This is a genomic window from Shewanella pealeana ATCC 700345 (assembly GCF_000018285.1).
Classification (GTDB): domain Bacteria; phylum Pseudomonadota; class Gammaproteobacteria; order Enterobacterales; family Shewanellaceae; genus Shewanella; species Shewanella pealeana.
Genome location: NC_009901.1, coordinates 4,930,885 through 4,948,037, shown reverse-complemented (window position 1 = coordinate 4,948,037; position 17,153 = coordinate 4,930,885). Strand labels below are relative to the sequence as shown.

12 protein-coding genes are annotated in these 17,153 nt (G+C 46.6%); 5 read left to right on the top strand and 7 right to left on the bottom strand.

What is annotated here, in order from left to right; translation table 11 throughout:
• Positions 1–85: 85 nt before the first annotated feature.
• From SPEA_RS21350 to SPEA_RS21330, 4 genes are all read right to left on the bottom strand, one after another.
• A protein-coding gene (locus SPEA_RS21350; protein WP_086024290.1) for an IS3-like element ISSpe3 family transposase occupies positions 86–1,314 on the bottom strand; the annotation gives its coding sequence in 2 pieces (ribosomal slippage) (positions 86–963 and positions 963–1,314; 1,230 coding nt in all).
• A 99-nt stretch (positions 1,315–1,413) separates the two neighbouring features.
• Complete coding sequence (gene gorA / locus SPEA_RS21340) at positions 1,414–2,769, bottom strand: glutathione-disulfide reductase (protein WP_012157258.1); 1,356 nt, start codon at positions 2,767–2,769, stop codon at positions 1,414–1,416.
• Between the two features lie 302 nt (positions 2,770–3,071).
• Entirely contained in the window at positions 3,072–3,554 is a 483-nt protein-coding gene (locus SPEA_RS21335) for a hypothetical protein (protein WP_012157257.1), read from the bottom strand.
• Positions 3,555–3,712: 158 nt separating this feature from the next.
• Complete coding sequence (locus SPEA_RS21330; RefSeq protein ID WP_041411670.1) at positions 3,713–4,495, bottom strand: hypothetical protein; 783 nt, start codon at positions 4,493–4,495, stop codon at positions 3,713–3,715.
• Between the two features lie 275 nt (positions 4,496–4,770).
• Between SPEA_RS21330 and prlC the strand changes: the two genes are divergently transcribed.
• Positions 4,771–6,810, top strand: coding sequence for an oligopeptidase A (prlC, locus tag SPEA_RS21325; RefSeq protein WP_012157255.1), 2,040 nt, complete (start codon positions 4,771–4,773; stop codon positions 6,808–6,810).
• A 122-nt stretch (positions 6,811–6,932) separates the two neighbouring features.
• Positions 6,933–7,505 carry a thioesterase family protein gene (locus tag SPEA_RS21320; protein ID WP_012157254.1) on the top strand — a complete coding sequence of 191 codons (573 nt, stop codon included), beginning with the start codon at positions 6,933–6,935 and terminating at the stop codon, positions 7,503–7,505.
• Positions 7,506–7,735: 230 nt separating this feature from the next.
• On the opposite strand, the gene SPEA_RS21315 is transcribed toward SPEA_RS21320, so the two are convergent.
• Complete coding sequence (locus SPEA_RS21315) at positions 7,736–8,437, bottom strand: glutathione S-transferase family protein (protein WP_012157253.1); 702 nt, start codon at positions 8,435–8,437, stop codon at positions 7,736–7,738.
• Positions 8,438–8,579: 142 nt separating this feature from the next.
• Between SPEA_RS21315 and SPEA_RS21310 the strand changes: the two genes are divergently transcribed.
• The 3 genes from SPEA_RS21310 (at position 8,580) to SPEA_RS21300 (ending at position 13,954) form a co-directional block, all read left to right on the top strand.
• Positions 8,580–9,269: a DNA-3-methyladenine glycosylase I gene (locus SPEA_RS21310; protein ID WP_012157252.1), complete on the top strand. Its 690-nt coding sequence runs from the start codon at positions 8,580–8,582 to the stop codon at positions 9,267–9,269.
• A gap of 365 nt (positions 9,270–9,634) precedes the next feature.
• The gene (locus SPEA_RS21305; protein WP_012157251.1) at positions 9,635–10,786 is read left to right on the top strand and encodes an efflux RND transporter periplasmic adaptor subunit; all 1,152 of its coding nucleotides are present in this window, start codon (positions 9,635–9,637) and stop codon (positions 10,784–10,786) included.
• Between the two features lie 9 nt (positions 10,787–10,795).
• Positions 10,796–13,954, top strand: a complete 3,159-nt coding sequence (locus SPEA_RS21300; protein WP_012157250.1) for an efflux RND transporter permease subunit — start codon at positions 10,796–10,798, stop codon at positions 13,952–13,954.
• Positions 13,955–14,321: 367 nt separating this feature from the next.
• On the opposite strand, the gene yfcE is transcribed toward SPEA_RS21300, so the two are convergent.
• Together yfcE and SPEA_RS21290 are read right to left on the bottom strand one after the other, a co-directional pair.
• Entirely contained in the window at positions 14,322–14,879 is a 558-nt protein-coding gene (yfcE, locus tag SPEA_RS21295) for a phosphodiesterase (protein ID WP_012157249.1), read from the bottom strand.
• A gap of 300 nt (positions 14,880–15,179) precedes the next feature.
• Complete coding sequence (locus SPEA_RS21290; protein ID WP_012157248.1) at positions 15,180–16,799, bottom strand: AbgT family transporter; 1,620 nt, start codon at positions 16,797–16,799, stop codon at positions 15,180–15,182.
• Positions 16,800–17,153: the final 354 nt, after the last annotated feature.

Below are 17,153 nucleotides of genomic sequence, written 5' to 3'. Positions count from 1 at the left end.
GTGACTCTAACGACTAATGCCTGAGAATGGATTGTCAGGCATTAAGCGCTAACTGTCTAGTCCTAAAATAGGTTGACGGTTTTTATTAAGCCAGTTGGAACTCCCGACTGGCTTTTTTATGTACTTCATTAGGGGTTTTCATCCCTAAACTAAGATGCGGCCTTAAATGGTTATAAGTCTCTATCGACTCTTTGATTAACATATCGAGCTCCTTCATCGTACGGCAGCGATAAAGCAAAAACTCGTGCTTCAAAATCCCATTAACCCGCTCTGCAAGTGCATTTTGGTAGCAGTCATATCCATCTGTCATGGACGGAGTAATACCATTTGCCGCTAACGTCTCCTGGTACTCAGCTGAGCAGTACTGCATCCCTCTATCTGAGTGGTGAATGGCATCGCCTGTTGTCTGACGATTCTTTATCGTCATATTCAATGCTTTGACCACGTCACAAGCTTTCATTTCATGGCTTAACTCATATCCCATTATCTTTCTTGAGTACGCATCTGTTACCAGAGACAAATAGTGCGTCCCCTCATCTGATTTCACGTAGGTGATATCGCTAACGAGCACCTCTTCAACACGCTTGACCGCTCTGTCTTTTAGTAAGTTGGGATACTTTCTTAGCCAGTGATGGCTATTGGTCGTTTTAGTGTAATTTTTTCTGGGTTTTACCAGCATATTTTGTTGCTTCAAATACTGAAATAACCCATCTCTACCGAGCTTTATCCCTTGTTCTATCAGTTGTGGCTTGATGAGCTGGTAGAGCTTGCGCGTCCCCACTCTAGGCATAAACTGGCGCCAATACATGACCATCTTCATCACAGGTTTAAGCGTTTCAGCTTTTGCCGTTCTGCGTTGTTTCCATTGATAAATTGCTTGTCTAGATAAGTTGAACTGCCGACTCGCTGTGGCTAACTTTATGGTGCCTTTTACTTTGGCGAACCAGAGCGTTCGGCTAAGTACTTTTTTTCTAAATCGATGCCGTATTCGTTTTTAAGCAACTCGACCATATCGCCATAAATCATGTTTTTCATTTCTAGATTAGAGACTTGCTTCTCCAATCGCTTAATTTTCTGGGCTGGCGTTTCTTTAGATTTAGACATAGGAGAGTGCTCAATAGGCTGGGACCAGTCTAATCTACCATGCTTTCGTAACCATGTAAGGACGGTACTTCTTCCTTGGATACCATAGTGGTCTTGAGCTTGCTTATAGGTCAGCTCGCCTTTTTCTACTTGGCTGACGACGGCTAATTTAAAGCCTAATGTGTAATCACGCTGAGTACGTTTATTGCTGATAGAACCTGAAGGTTTCATAGATAAGTCTCCAATGTGTCAACTTATCTCAGGACGGGACAAACCTTGAATACAAAAAAGCCGCTAACTTAGCGGCTTTTTTTATTTTGATTCAGAAGATTATCTCATGGTAACAAATTCTTCGGCACCCGTTGGGTGAATCGCGACGACGGCATCAAAATCTGCCTTAGTTGCGCCCATCTTCATCGCTACACCGAAGCCTTGCAGAATTTCATCCATGCCGTAACCGATACCGTGAATACCGACTACTTTTTGGTTGTCACCCGCACACACTAGCTTCATCTTACACGCCTGACGGTGTGCAGTTACCGCTGTGTACATAGAGGTAAAACCTGAGGTGTACACGGTTACGTTTTCTTCGCCGAACTGTGCAATAGCTTCTGGTTGGGTTAGACCCATGGTGCCAATTGCTGGGTGACTAAATACCACGGTTGGTATAACGCTGTAATCCATCTTGGCATCAGTCATGCCATTGAATAAGCGCTCTGACAGTAGGCGACCGGCTTTAACCGCTACAGGCGTTAGCTCTACACCGCCAGCCATAATATCGCCAACACAGTAGATGCCAGCATCTGTGGTGTTTTGCTGCTCGTCGGTGATCACATAACCCTTGGCATCGAGTTCAACCTTAGTGTTTTCAAGGCCGATATTAGCCGTTGATGGAAGTCGACCGATCGCCCAGATAAGGCAATCAACATCATAGCTTTCACCATTTTCAATTTTAAGGGTTAAGCTGCCATCATCATTTTTGGTGACCGACTCAGGGGTGCTGTGAGTATGTAGCGTTGGTCCATCAGTCGCCATCGACTCCATCAGTGCTTCACTTAGCATAGGGTCGAAGTTACGCAGTGGTGCATGTTTACGTACAAATAGGTGGGTGTCGCTGCCTAGCGCCTGTAATACACCTGCGACTTCAACGGCGATGTAACCCGCGCCAACCACGGCAACACGCTTAGGCTGTGCTTCTAGCGCGAAGAAACCATCTGAATCGATACCGTGTTCAGCACCTGGAATGTTCGGAATTGTCGCCGCGCCGCCGGTGGCGATTAAGATATTGTCGGCAGTGTAGTGTTCGCCGTTCACTTCAATGGTGTGGCTATCGACGAAGCGACCATAGCCGCGCACTAAGGTGACACCATTGCTTTCTAGGCCACGATCGTAAGATCCGTGAATACGGTCGATATAGGCTTCGCGGCTAGCAACCAGCGTGCTCCAGTCAAACTTATTTACGGTTACGTCGAAGCCATAATCTTTAGCGTACAGGTGCATGGCTTCAGCAACTTGAGCGCCGTACCACATCACTTTTTTAGGAACGCAACCTACGTTGACACAAGTGCCGCCAAGCTCTTTTGCTTCGATAAGCAATACTTTGGCGCCGCGCATGGCTGCTCTGTTAGCCGATGCAATGCCGCCGCTACCTGCGCCAAGACAGATATAATCAAAATGTTGAGCCATGTGTATCTCCAATAAGGTTGCGAACTGTTGGACAAAAGCAGAGAAATAGCGGCTTTTGTACCTGTAATTATGTTTAACACATTCATTGTTTCAATAAGGTGAACAATCAATGACGTATTAATTTATTGGCGTGCGCCAGTTCAAGAACAAGCCATTGTAGAGGTAATTTTGTGATCCAGCTAGCCCCATGCTGACGACTTTAATCACGCTGAACAATGCTCGCTCTTAGCTTATTAAATGGGGACGTCCTATGCCTGCTTCAAGTCAGCTCATTGAGCTAATAGACTCTGTATATTGTGCTGCTACCGCCTGTACTGACAAGATGCGTGATCGCTCTGCTCAGGCCCTTCGGCACCGCATTTCATGCACTGCCACTCTTGCTGGCGGATGTCGAGCTCCTGTTGATAGTGTCTATTGCGTGAGTTCACTCCGGCACTAAGATGCTTCTCTAGGCTGTTCATGCGGCTATTAAGCCAGCGACAACTCGGGTTGTTGGCTACGCTGCTGCGACTGGCGAGCTGTTGTTTGCGACTCTTAGCTTTGGCCTGCTTAGATGGTTTCTTTTTACTCTTGTTGATTTGCGTTGAGGCTGGCGAGGAACCTTCAATGGTCGGCGGCGAATAATTGAAATCACTGTGAGTTTCGCTGGGGACGCGAATGGGCTGTCCCTTATCGTTAAGCACGCTGCCTAACTCGAGGCTTGGGTTATCGGCTTGTGTGCCAAAGCCAAGCTGGCTGTGGATGATAATGCTAAAGCCTATGACTAGGCGGGTTCGAAGTAACATTCCCTGTTCCTCTGATTTAAGATTACTGTCCGTGTAATCTGTTATGCATATTAAGATATTGAATTATCTCTTGCATGGCGAAGTGTAGCCGAGCAAAAGCAGTTAGCTATCGGTGATTAACCCAGTATAGCTAACTCTAGTTGACTCAATAGAATCGATTAAAAGTTCCAGCTTAAGTGAATGCCTGCATAGGTTTGATCTAGGCTGCCAGTCACGCCATCGTTGCGGGCCTCAAGCTTGATATCTTCCTGGGCTATGGTGTGGCTGATATGGCCAGAAATGACTAAGTTATTAGGTAATAGATACTCGGCCTCTACACCAAACTGAAAATGATTGGCACCATCATGTTCTTCGGTAACATAATTAAAGTCAAAGCCTTGGGTAACATAGGGGCTAACGGTGAAGCCTTGAGCCAGCTCCCAGTTGCTATGTAGGCTGACCTCGACGAAATAACCTGCCGCTTCGGTAGAGTAAGTGTAGCTAACCGATGGCACTAGCCAGTCTACCGCAGTATATTCGAGTGTGCTAAATAGCTCGTTGTCATGGGCGCGCTCGTCGCCATAAAATTCTAGACGCTGATAGCCTACGCTACTGCTTAGGTTTTCAGTCAAATCGAAGCCATACTCTAGACCGAAGTTCCATTCGGTATAATGCTGACTATCACCACGCCCCACCGTGGCATAAACCGCCAGATTATCTTTCTGTATCGCGGCTGTCGCCCAATAGATACCACCTTTATCTAGATTATTACGGCCCTCGGAGATGTACTCAGAGTCCCAACCAAGATCGATCAATCCCTGAATCTGAGTACTTTCGTCTGCAGGAATTTGTTGGATGACTTTAGTACTGTGGGAATCATCTATATTTGCCGCTTCGTCGGCAAAGGTTGCGGTACTCATTATTAGCGCCGCTAAGGCGGTGCATTGACTGATTTTATTCATGATGAAACTCAAAATATAGGCGAAAGAATTAACACCTTGCATACTAGAACTATATATATGAATGTAAATGATAATAGCTCGTATTTGCGACATGGTTTGCAATACTAATTCTGTATAAAGTTTGCTCTGAAAAAACTTGATTAAGATCGCGGATATGGTGGTTTTTTACTGTTAGGACGCATTTAGTTTATAAACAATTATGCTGTATAGATTGAATATTGTGGCATTAGCCCTTATCTCTTTACTTATCAACATAGAATGTTAAGGAATCATCGATGAGCAATCCTTTGCTAAGCAGTGCCACGCTTCCCCCTTTTTCAAGTATCAAGCCTGAACATATTCAGCCCGCTGTTGAGCAAGGTATCGCCAATTGTCGCCACAAGATCGAAGAGGTGCTTAAGCATCAAGGTGAGTTCACTTGGGATAATCTTGTGGCGCCGCTAGAGGAAGTGGACGACCAACTCGGCAAGATGTGGTCACCTATCTCGCACATGAATTCGGTTGTGAGTAGCGAAGAGTGGCGCAAGGCTCATGATGCCTGTTTACCTTTACTATCTGAGTACGGCACCTTTGTCGGACAGCATCAGGGACTGTATGAGGCCTACAAATCATTAGCGGCATCGGTTGAATTTGCCACTTACTCGCAAGCACAGAAGAAACTGATTGAGAATAGCCTGCGAGACTTCGAACTTTCGGGGATTGGCCTGAGCGATAGCGATAAGTTGCGCTACGGCGAGCTGGTTAAGCGCTTGTCTGAACTCACCAGTAACTTCTCTAATCAGCTATTAGATGCGACTCAGGCCTGGAGCAAGTTAATCACTGATGAAGCAGAGCTTGCAGGTCTACCAGAGTCTGCGGTTGCTGCTGCTAAGGCGATGGCCGAGGCTAAAGAGCTCGACGGTTGGTTATTCACCTTAGACATTCCGTCTTACCTGCCAGTTATGATGTATAGCGAAAACCGCGAGCTGCGCGAAGAGTGCTACCGCGCCTTTATCACTCGTGCATCGGATCAAGGTCCGAATGCCGGAGAGTTCGATAACGGTCCCTTGATGGATGAGATTTTGGCATTGCGTCATGAGCTGGCCAATCTATTGGGTTTCGAAAGCTTTGCCGATAAGTCGTTAGCCACCAAGATGGCAGAATCTCCTGCGCAGGTGCTGGAGTTCCTAACTGAGCTGGCTGCGCGTTCTAAGTCGCAAGGCGAAGCCGAGCTGGCAGAACTTAAAGAATTTGCTGAAAAAGAGTGTGGCGTGACGGAGCTTGAGCCTTGGGATTTGAGTTTCTACGCCGAAAAGTTAAAGCATCATAGATATGAGATCTCGCAAGAGATCTTGCGTCCGTACTTCCCTGAAGACAAGGTGTTATCGGGTCTGTTTTACACCGTCTCTCGCCTATTTGGCCTCAAGGTTGAAGAGCAGAAAGAGTTCGATAGCTACCATAAAGACGTACGTTTCTTCCATATTACTGACAGCAGCGGTGAGCATCGCGGTAGCTTCTATCTGGATCTGTATGCACGTGAAGGTAAGCGTGGCGGCGCTTGGATGGATGACTGTCGTGCCCGCCGTAAGACACTCGGCGGTATGCAAGATCCTGTGGCTTACCTAACTTGTAACTTCAATGCGCCGGTGGCGGGCAAGCCTGCACTGTTTACCCATGATGAAGTGACCACACTGTTCCATGAGTTTGGCCATGGTATTCACCATATGTTGACTAAAATCGATGTGGGTGGAGTATCTGGGATCAGCGGTGTACCTTGGGATGCGGTAGAGCTACCGAGCCAGTTTATGGAAAACTGGTGTTATGAAGAAGAGGCGTTAGCCGAGATCTCAGGCCACTACGAAACTGGCGAGCCGTTACCAAAAGCCATGTTAGACAAGATGCTAGCGGCGAAAAACTTCCAGTCTGGCATGATGATGTTGCGCCAACTTGAATTTTCACTGTTTGATTTCAAAATGCACTTAGAGTTTGACCCAGCTAAGGGCGCCGAGATCCAGCAAAAACTTGATGAGGTGCGTGAGCAAGTGGCGGTGATTAAGGCGGCGGAGTTTAACCGTTTCCAACATAGCTTTGCTCACATCTTTGCTGGCGGCTACGCGGCGGGTTACTACAGCTATAAGTGGGCAGAGGTGTTGTCGGCCGATGCCTTCTCCTTGTTTGAGGAGCAGGGGATCTTCAATGCCGATACCGGCCAAAGCTTCCTTGAGAATATCCTAGAAATGGGTGGCAGCGAGGAGCCGATGGAATTGTTTAAACGTTTCCGTGGCCGTGAGCCACAAACCGATGCGCTATTGAGACACAGCGGGATTAACGGCTAAAATTAGCTTGTAAACCCAATAAAAAAGGCGCGTTAAGCGCCTTTTTTGTTGTTCTCGTTCAAGCTTGTTATCTGGTATGACCTTTGTTAGCCTTTGCGATTCGTTATTCAAGGATGTTGTAAATGAATCTCTATTTTAGGCTGTTTTGGCTATTTGTATGGCGAAGCCGCCATTGTAAGAAAATCGACTTTTTAGACACTAGCCGACTGGAGTATCGCGCGTTACCTAGTGACTGCGATATCAACTTTCATCTAACAAATTCTCGCTATCCTGCTTTTATGGATCTCGCGCGTACCTATATGATGGCTGAGATGGGGTTTCTGAAACGTTTCTTAAAGTTAGGTTGGATGCCTATCGTTAATGCGGCCGAATTTACCTATATTCGTGATATCAAGCCGTTCGCCAAGTTTGAGATAGAAACTAAGCTGGTGGGCTGGGATGAGAAGTATTTTTATATTGAGCAGCGCTTCGTTAGCGAGCGAGGTTTGCACTGTATCGCCCATGTGCGGGGAGTATTTGTTTGTAAACGTAAACAAGTACCAATTGCCACTATGTTGGCTGAAGTCGGCTTCAATGAACCTGCACCTCAATTGCCACCCGAGGTGATAAAATGGAAGAGCTTCTTACAGCTTAAAAAAGAGTGCAATCTGCCAATTCCCTCAAGTGAACCGATAGAGTTTAGATCAGCGAGCTAAGTGTGTATCACTAGTTCACTTTGGCCTACGGTGGCTAAGTGTGCACTACTAGTAGCTCACTCTGGCCTACGGTGGCTAAGTGTGCACTACTAGTAGCTCACTCTGGCCTACGGTGGCTAAGTGTGCACCACTATCTCACTTTGGCCTATGGTGGCTAAGTGTGCACCACTAGTTCACTTTGGCCTATGGTGGCTAAGTGTGCACTACTAGCTCACTCTGGCCTGTGGTGGCTAAGTGTGCACTACTAGCTCACTCTGGCCTATGGTGGCAAGGGTGAGCTCTATCTCTTCGATAACTTGACTGACAGCGCCCCGGAGTTTTGCCTGGATCCAGTAGCGACCTATATGTTCGTAATCTAATAGTTGCAGCCGACTCTCGAGTGCTTTAAGGCAGGGGATAAATGCACAATCGGCGAGGGTGAAGCTGTCGCCACAAACCCAATGGTTATTGGCCAGACGCTTATCAAAATACGCTAAGGTGCTTAGCACGGCTCTTTCTAACTGCTTGATGTGGATCTGGTTATTGCTGGTATTAATCGCAAGCAACCAAGCATCTATCTCTTTATCTAATTGATTGTCGCTTAATCTGTCGTAGAGCCTAACGTGTAAGGCTTGATGTTTATCGATTGGAATTAGCTGAGTGCCAGAGCTTATATAGCTATCCAGATACTCGATAATAATCGTGGCGTCGTTAAACGACTCCCCGGTGCGGGTCTGTAACAGAGGAAGTTGGGTTGAAGTGCTAATCTGGCCAAAGCTACGTCTGCTAAAGGCATTGCTCAGATCTATGATATGCGGGCTAAAGCTTGCCTGTTTTTCATAGAGGGCAATCAGTGTTTTTTGAGACTGGCGAGCCAGTGGGTGGTAATACAGATCCATAGCTAAAGTGGGTTCATTAAATACAAGGTTACTATTAACTCTAGTCGCTAACACTCGCTGCCTCAATGTCACGCAAACGCAGTTTTCTGGGGGAGATGATAGCTTCGATGAGTAAAAAGATGTAGCTTCAAATGGTTAATGAATATAAGTGATAGCTTAATTTAATTGTTGTTTAAATAAGTACTGAGAGAGAACTATGGCTCAAGTTGAAAAGTTTGCCGCTATCTACGCCAGAGCATCGCAGAGAAAGGGTGGTGATGAGAGTTTAGAAAGTCTATTGCCGACGGGATTGGCGGATGAGGAGTTGACTCAGTTTACCGATGCGCAGCTGCTATCCGAGATAAGCAAGAAAGTCTTCCAAAGTGGCTTCGTATGGCGAATTGTTGAGGCTAAATGGCCTGAGTATGAGAAAGCCTTCTTTGGTTTTGAGCCTTTTAAAGTTTTGATGCTGTCGCCGGAGCAGCTACAAGATCGCGCCAGTGATCCTAAATTGATCCGTCACCTGAAAAAGACCATGTCGATTTACGACAATGCCCACATGGTTAACGATCTCGCGGCTGAGCACGGCAGTTTTGCTAAATTTATTGCTGACTGGCCGAGTACTGATATTACTGGACTTTGGGCCGAACTTAAGCGTAAAGGGACTCGATTGGGTGGCAATACTGGGCCTTATTTTCTTCGCTCCATGGGTAAAGACAGCTTTTTGCTTACCAATGACGTGCAAGGTTATCTGAAGAGCCACGGCTTAGTGGATTATGGTTTTAGCTCTAAGGCGGGGTTAAAGCAGGTGCAGAGTGTATTTAACCACTGGCAGCAGGAGTCGGGTAGAAGTCTCGCCGATATAAGCCGAGTACTAGCTTGTAGCGTTGGCGACAATCGTATTTAAGCATAGGTTCTACTAGTATTATCTACATCTAGGCTGGTGGCACAAAAGACTTGCCAATTAATCCGCCATGCTAGTTCGATGTTAATTATCAAGCGTTTAGCAACGATTGTTTGAACACCTGATTAACATGTTGCACCTCCACGACCGCTCATTAACATTAAGTAAACATATATAGCTGATTTCATGCGGAAATTTTCATTACCTTACAATTTAAACTAGGAGTTTTCCTTGTTGACGAATAGACATTGTGAGATAAAGGTGCGTTAAATATTCGACAAAAATTTATGCTTCCAAAGGTGGGATTGACGGCATTATCTGCTTTCAAAAAATGATTACCGAGTAGATGGCTTTTATTAGGAGTTCTCATGCGGCAAATAGTGAAAATTGCCTCTGTTTTAAGTGTGGCGTTATGGATAACTGGCTGTGAGCCAAAACCTGAGCAGGGGCCACAACAACGTGGACCTATGGAAGTTGGCGCTATAACAGTTACAGCCCAACCTCAATCGATTATGGTTGAACTACCAGGTCGTAGTAAGGCATATCTAGAAGCTGAAGTACGTCCACAGGTGAGCGGTATCATTATGACCCGCGGCTTTACTGAAGGTAGAGATGTTGAGCAAGGTCAGTCTTTATACCAGATCGAACCTTCTACTTACGAAGCTGCACTAGTTAGTGCGAAAGCTGATCTTACCAGCGCTGAAGCGGCATTGGTTTCGGCTAAAGCTAAAGCGTTACGCTTTGCGAAACTAATCAAGCTGAACTCTATTAGTCAACAAGACTTCGATGAAGCTGATGCGGCTTATAAAGAGGCTATGGCACGTGTAACCGTAGCAAAAGCTGCGATTAACACAGCGTCGATCAACCTTGAATATACTAAGGTAACAGCACCAATTTCTGGCCGTATCGGTAAGTCTGATGTGACACCGGGTGCACTTGTTACAGCTAATCAAAGCCAAACATTAGCGACAATTCAGCAGTTAGATCCAATCAATATCGATATCGCCCAGTCGAGCGCGCAAATGTTGCGTCTTAAGTCTCAACTTAAGCGTGGTCAAATTGAAGCCGCTGCAAATGCGAATGTAGAGCTAATCCTTGAAGATGGCACTCCATATAGTCATACAGGCGTGCTGCAGTTTGCTGAAGTTACCGTTAATGAAAACACGGGTTCTGTGATTATTCGTGCCGAATTCCCTAATCCGGAAGGCGTGTTAATGCCGGGCATGTATGTGCGTGCTGTGCTTAATACTGGTACCGATCCGGCTGCGATTCTAGTACCACAAAAAGCCATTACTCGTAACACCAAAGGTGAAGCGGTAGCTATGGTTATTGATGATGGCAAAGTGGCTGCACGTATTGTGACAACTGCTGAAGTGATTGATAACCAATGGCGTATTCTTGATGGTTTGAAAGTGGGCGATCAACTAATCGTTGAAGGTCTACAAAAAATTCGTCCAGGCGCCCCAGTAAAGGCGGGTCCTTTGGTCTCTGACAAGAAACCAGAAACACAACAGAAATAGGGCAGAGTTATGGCACGTTTCTTTATCGATCGCCCTATTTTTGCATGGGTGATCGCTATTATTGTGATGCTGGCAGGTGTGCTCTCAATTGTGGGCTTACCGGTATCGCAATACCCGAGCATTGCACCGCCGTCGGTGGTGATCAGTGCTGTTTATCCTGGTGCTTCGGCTAAGACGATGGAAGACTCGGTAACTCAGGTTATTGAGCAGCGAATGACAGGTATTGACCACCTTCGCTACATTACATCGACCAGTGATAGCTTTGGTAATGCGCAAATTACCTTAACGTTTAATGCTGAAGCCGATCCTGATATCGCGCAGGTACAGGTGCAGAACAAGCTACAGCTTGCAATGCCGCTGTTACCGCAAGAAGTTCAGGCGCAAGGTGTTAACGTAAGTAAGTCGAGTGCGGGTTTCTTGATGGTAGCGGCTTTCGTATCACAAGACGGTTCACTTGATAAAAACGATATCGCCGATTACGTAGGTTCTAATATTCAGGATCCGCTAAGTCGTGTTCCTGGTGTGGGTACTATCGAGCTATTTGGCGCACAATATGCGATGCGTATATGGCTAGACCCACTAAAACTGACTCAATATAACCTGACCAGCCAAGACATTATCTCTTCAATTAGAGAGCAAAATGCTCAGGTGTCAGCAGGCCAGTTAGGTGGTGCACCATCAGTTGCAGGCCAAGAGCTTAACGCAACGGTATCGGCTCAGAGTCGTCTACAGACAGCGGATCAATTTAAAAAGATCATCATCAAAGCTGACACTTCAGGCGCCAAAGTATTCCTTGAAGATGTGGCTCGTGTTGAACTGGGTGCAGAAAGCTATGCGGTTGAGTCGTTTTATAACGGTAAAGCTGCTGCGGGTGTTGGTATTCAGTTAGCAACCGGTGCTAACGCATTGGCAACAGCCGAAGGCGTGCGTGCAAAAATCAATGAGATGAAGCCATTCTTCCCTGATGGGATGGAAGTGGTTTATCCCTACGACACAACTCCATTCGTTGAGAAATCAATTGAAGGCGTTGTACATACCCTGCTGGAAGCGGTTGTTTTAGTATTTTTAATTATGTATCTGTTCCTGCAGAACTTCCGTGCAACGCTAATCCCAACGATTGCGGTGCCAGTAGTACTACTGGGTACATTTGCTATTTTGGCCGCTGCAGGCTTCTCGATTAACACGCTAACCATGTTCGCTATGGTGCTGGCAATTGGTCTTCTGGTGGATGACGCGATTGTTGTAGTGGAGAACGTTGAGCGTGTAATGCAAGAAGAGGGACTGAGTCCCGTTGAAGCGACTAAGAAATCGATGGACCAAATCACTGGTGCGCTAGTGGGTATTGGTTTAACGCTTTCAGCGGTATTTGTTCCAATGGCATTTATGTCTGGTTCAACGGGTGTTATTTATCGTCAGTTCTCGATTACGATTGTGTCTGCAATGGCGCTGTCTGTAATGGTGGCGATCATTCTAACTCCAGCACTTTGTGCGACCATGTTGAAGCCGATTGCAAAAGGTGAAAGCCACGCAAAAACGGGTTTCTTTGGTTGGTTTAACCGTAAGTTTGATGCATTAACGTCTCGTTATGAGTCAAGTGTTGCGGCAATGATTAAGCGTACTGGCCGTACTATGATGGTTTACCTAGCAATTACGGTTGCAGTGGGTTGGATCTTCATGCGTATGCCTACCGCATTCTTACCAGACGAAGACCAAGGTATCTTGTTCACTCAGGCTATTTTGCCTGTGAACTCGACGCAGCAAGAAACTAAGGCAGTACTTGAGCGTGTTACTGATTTTTACTTGAATGAAGAAGGCGAGAACGTTAAGTCAGTATTTAGCGTATCGGGTTTCAGTTTTGCGGGTAATGGTCAAAACATGGGTATTGCGTTCGTCGGCCTTAAAGACTGGGCTGAGCGTAGCGAACCGGGTCAAGACGTACAGTCAGTTGCTAACCGTGCCATGGGTATGTTTATGGGGATGAAAGAAGCCTTCGTATTCGCCTTTGTACCGCCAGCAGTTATCGAGCTGGGTACGGCTAACGGTTTCGACTTCTACTTGCAGGATAAGAATGGCCAAGGCCATGCCAAGCTTGTTGAAGCACGTAACATGTTGCTGGGTATGGCTGCACAGAACCCTAACCTAGTGGGCGTTCGTCCAAATGGTCAGGAAGATGCACCGCTTTATCAAGTTCATATCGATCACGGTAAGTTACGTGCATTAGGCGTTGATATTGACTCAGTCAATAGCGTACTGGGTACAGCTTGGGGTGGTAATTACGTGAATGACTTTATCGACCGTGGTCGTGTGAAGAAAGTTTACGTGCAAGGTGAAGCTGAATACCGTATGCAGCCAGAAGATCTCGACTCTTGGTATGTGCGTAACGACAAAGGCGAAATGGTACCTTTCTCGGCATTTGCATCGGGTAGTTGGCAATATGGTTCACCGCGTCTAGAGCGTTTTGGTGGTTTGCCAGCTATGAATATCCAAGGTGGTACAGCACCAGGTTACAGTACAGGTGCAGCGATGGATGACATCGAGGCTATGGCTAAGAAGCTACCACCAGGATTTGGTATCGAATGGAACGGTCTTTCTTATGAAGAACGTCTATCGGGTAATCAGGCGCCAATGCTATATGCCTTGTCGATTGTGGTGGTATTCCTAGTACTTGCAGCACTATACGAGAGCTGGTCAGTACCATTTGCGGTAGTACTCGTTGTGCCTCTGGGTATTATCGGTGCCTTGATTGCGATGAATGGTCGTGGTTTACCAAACGACGTATTCTTCCAGGTAGGTCTATTGACGACTGTGGGTCTAGCAACCAAGAACGCCATCTTGATTGTGGAATTTGCTAAAGAATTCTACGAGAAAGGCGCAGGTCTTGTTGAAGCCACACTACACGCGGTTCGAGTGCGTTTACGTCCAATCTTAATGACGTCTTTAGCATTCGGTCTAGGTGTTGTGCCACTAGCCATCAGTAGCGGTGTAGGTTCTGGTAGCCAGAACGCCATCGGTACAGCGGTACTGGGCGGTATGATGAGCTCGACCTTTATGGGGATCTTCTTTATCCCAATCTTCTTCGTGATTGTTGAGCGTATGTTCAGCAAGCGCGAGCGAGATGCCGCGAAAGCAATAAAGGCTGAAGCCAAAGCAGCTAAAGCGAACAAATAATCTTGTATCGCTAACGCGCTAGACACTAAAAAGCCCAGCAAATGCTGGGCTTTTTGTTGTTAAAAGATAGGACGCTCGCAGGCTCACTTCTAGGACGGACTTCGTCCTGATAGGTTCTAGGGCGGTGCTGCGCACCTGCGAGGACGCCAACAAGTTGGCTACTAGGAAAGGCTAATAGCTTAAGAGCAAAGACAAAGCCTATTCATGGAGCCTGAATCTGTTGCTTGTTTCTTTTAAATCTTGGCTTTTCCTAGGTCCTAGAGCCTCGCACCTAGGACCTATCTTTTAATCCTTTCTCGAAGTGACGCAGTCACGCCCTCGCAGGGCGAAGCCCGTCCTCGTCTTAGCATTCCCTAGACCCTCGAACCTATCTTGTATGACGTATCGGACAGCTGAGTAGTAGCTCATCGTTGTCTATGGCGCGTACCTGACATTCTGTGTCAGTGATTAAGCCGTAAGAAGCTCGAGCACCATTACGTGGAATGGTGGTTGAACCCGGGTTGAACAATAAAATATCGTCACGATATTCAGCCACTGCAATGTGGGTATGACCATAGACTAGTGCATCACCAGCTTGTAGCGGTGGCAGGTTATCGGGATTATAAATATGGCCGTGGGTGAGGAATAAACGCATTTGTGGCATCAATACTTGAGCAAAGCTCGCGGTGATCGGAAATTGCAGTAGCATTTGGTCTACTTCGCTGTCGCAGTTACCGCGAACGGCAATAATCTTATCGGCATACTGGTTCAGCGTTTCAGCTAAGGCCGTGGGATTGTAGCCGTCGGGGATGGCGTTACGCGGGCCGTGATTAAGCATGTCTCCGAGCAGAATAAGGTATTGAGCCCCAGACTGCTCAAAGCGAGTCAGCATGGCTTGAGTGGCTATAACAGAGCCGTGTAGATCGGAGGCAATAAAAAGTTTCATGGACTATGGCTAGAATGATGAGTCAGATCGTCAATATAGCTTCGTTTGTCGATAAAGCTAGTAAAAGATAGGTTAGGAGCTAGGACGTTCGCAGGCTCACTGCTAGGGCACCAACAAGTTGGCTGCTAGGAAAAGCTAATATCTTTTGATTGTTGCTTTTCCTAGGTCCTAGAACCTCGCACCTAGGACCTATCTTTTTCTAGAAGCGACAGCGTCGCGCTCTCGAAGTGACGCAGTCACGTCCTCGAAGGGCGAAGCCCGCCCTATCTTAGCTCTTCTTAACACCTAGGCCCTTCTTTTTTAAGGCGTATAATAAGTTGCCGACCCCGGCCCGACAGGTAATCCGAATCCGAACACCCAGATAAAGAAGAAGCTGGTCCAACCGATAAAGAATACTATGGTGTATGGCAACATAGTCGCGATTAAGGTGCCAATACCTAGGTTCTTATTGTATTGCGACGCGACGGCCAAAATAAGACCAAAATAGCTCATCATTGGCGTAATTAGATTAGTGACGGAGTCGCCGATTCGATAAGCAGCCTGAATGGTTTCCGGGGCATAACCCACTAGCATTAACATAGGTACGAATACAGGTGCGGTGACTGCCCATTGCGCCGATGCACTACCGAGCATTAAGTTAATAAAGCCGCACATAGCGATAAACACAACGAAAACCAAGGGGCCTGTTAGGCCAATTGCTTGTAATGCATCAGCGCCTGCAACCGCAAATACCGAACCTAAATTAGTCCAGGTAAAGAAAGCGACAAATTGTGAGGCAAAGAATACCAAAACAATGTACATGCCCATGCTACTCATGCTGTGTGACATAGCATTAATCACATCGATATCGCGCTTCATGGTGCCAACGATACGGCCATAAACCAATCCTGGAACGGCAAAGCAGATAAAGATAAAGGCAACGATGCCTTTTAGAAATGGCGAGCCTGAGACTAATCCGGTTTTAGGATCTCTAAGAGGCGCACCTTCTGGTACCACTGTCAGTGCTAATAGCACAGACATGACTAAAATAGCGATGCCTGCGGCTTTTAGACCACGCTTTTCAATAGCGCTAATCTGCTCCATTTTGGCTTCGCCAAGATCATTGGCTGCCTGACTCGGATCATATTTCCCCAGTTTAGGCTCAACAATTTTCTCGGTAACGAAGGCGCCTAAAAAGGTAATGATGAAGGTGGATGCAAACATAAAGTACCAGTTTGCTTCTGGGCCAACTGTGTAGTCTGGGTCAATCATTTGCGCAGCGGCTTCGGTTATCCCTGATAATAATGGGTCGACTGTGCCTAATAGCAAGTTTGCGCTGTAGCCACCAGACACACCAGCAAAAGCTGCCGCGAGTCCTGCAAGCGGATGACGACCTAGCGAATGGAAAATCATCGCCGCCATAGGGATAAGTACTACGTATCCAAGCTCCGCAGCAGTATTTGAAACGATACCTGCAAACACGATAGTGAGAGTCACTAAACGCTTCGATGTTCCCATAACCAGTGAGCGCATTGCTGCTGATAGCAATCCTGAACGCTCAGCAATACCGACACCAAGTAAGGCGACAAGTACCGTTCCTAGCGGAGTAAAGCCGGTGAAGTTAGTGACTAAGTTGGAGACTATCATCCGCAGGCCTTCAGCATTCATCAGGCTGACAACATGGATCATACCGTCACTGCTGCGCCCCGCTGCACCTTCGGGTCTAGGGTCGACAACACTTAATTCAAAATAGCCGGCTATGCCACTGATAACGACAACGGCGGCACAAAAAATTGCAAATAGCGTAATTGGGTGAGGTAACAGGTTTCCGAGCCTTTCTACGATGTTGAGGAAACGAACAAACCAACCACTGACTTGATTATTAGGATCTAAAGAGGCACCGCCTGACTGATGCAGGCGATCTCCGTTATTGCTGCTCATGGGTTTTTCCTTACAAGATATTGTTATTATTTTAATTATTTTGGTATTGCTTTTGGGTATATCTGCGGCAGGAATAGCGTTTGATTGGCGCTAAGATGCTGACTTCTGTTTAATCGAAGCTGCTGGCATCATGGATAAGCAAAATTAATTGAACCTTAAAAAAATCGCTTATTAATAAAGCAAAAGCTGCAATAGTGAGCAGCAGCACGGCTTTGTAGGAAAAAGGTCATTAGGGGATAGGACCTAGGGCGTTCGCAGGCTCACTGCTAGGACGCCAACAAGCTGGCTACTAGGAAAAGATAAAAGACAGAGCACTCGCAAGCTCGTTTCTAGGACGTTCGCACGCTCACTGCG

Excerpts from the sequence above, each read along its gene's own strand:
- prlC (WP_012157255.1), top strand. The coding sequence starts at position 4,771 with ATGAGCAATCCTTTGCTAAGCAGTGCCACGCTTCCCCCTTTTTCAAGT.
- SPEA_RS21330 (WP_041411670.1), bottom strand. The coding sequence starts at position 4,495 with ATGAATAAAATCAGTCAATGCACCGCCTTAGCGGCGCTAATAATGAGT.
- SPEA_RS21335 (WP_012157257.1), bottom strand. The coding sequence starts at position 3,554 with ATGTTACTTCGAACCCGCCTAGTCATAGGCTTTAGCATTATCATCCAC.
- SPEA_RS21310 (WP_012157252.1), top strand. The coding sequence starts at position 8,580 with ATGGCTCAAGTTGAAAAGTTTGCCGCTATCTACGCCAGAGCATCGCAG.
- SPEA_RS21320 (WP_012157254.1), top strand. The coding sequence starts at position 6,933 with ATGAATCTCTATTTTAGGCTGTTTTGGCTATTTGTATGGCGAAGCCGC.
- SPEA_RS21305 (WP_012157251.1), top strand. The coding sequence starts at position 9,635 with ATGCGGCAAATAGTGAAAATTGCCTCTGTTTTAAGTGTGGCGTTATGG.
- gorA (WP_012157258.1), bottom strand. The coding sequence starts at position 2,769 with ATGGCTCAACATTTTGATTATATCTGTCTTGGCGCAGGTAGCGGCGGC.
- SPEA_RS21300 (WP_012157250.1), top strand. The coding sequence starts at position 10,796 with ATGGCACGTTTCTTTATCGATCGCCCTATTTTTGCATGGGTGATCGCT.
- yfcE (WP_012157249.1), bottom strand. The coding sequence starts at position 14,879 with ATGAAACTTTTTATTGCCTCCGATCTACACGGCTCTGTTATAGCCACT.
- SPEA_RS21290 (WP_012157248.1), bottom strand. The coding sequence starts at position 16,799 with ATGAGCAGCAATAACGGAGATCGCCTGCATCAGTCAGGCGGTGCCTCT.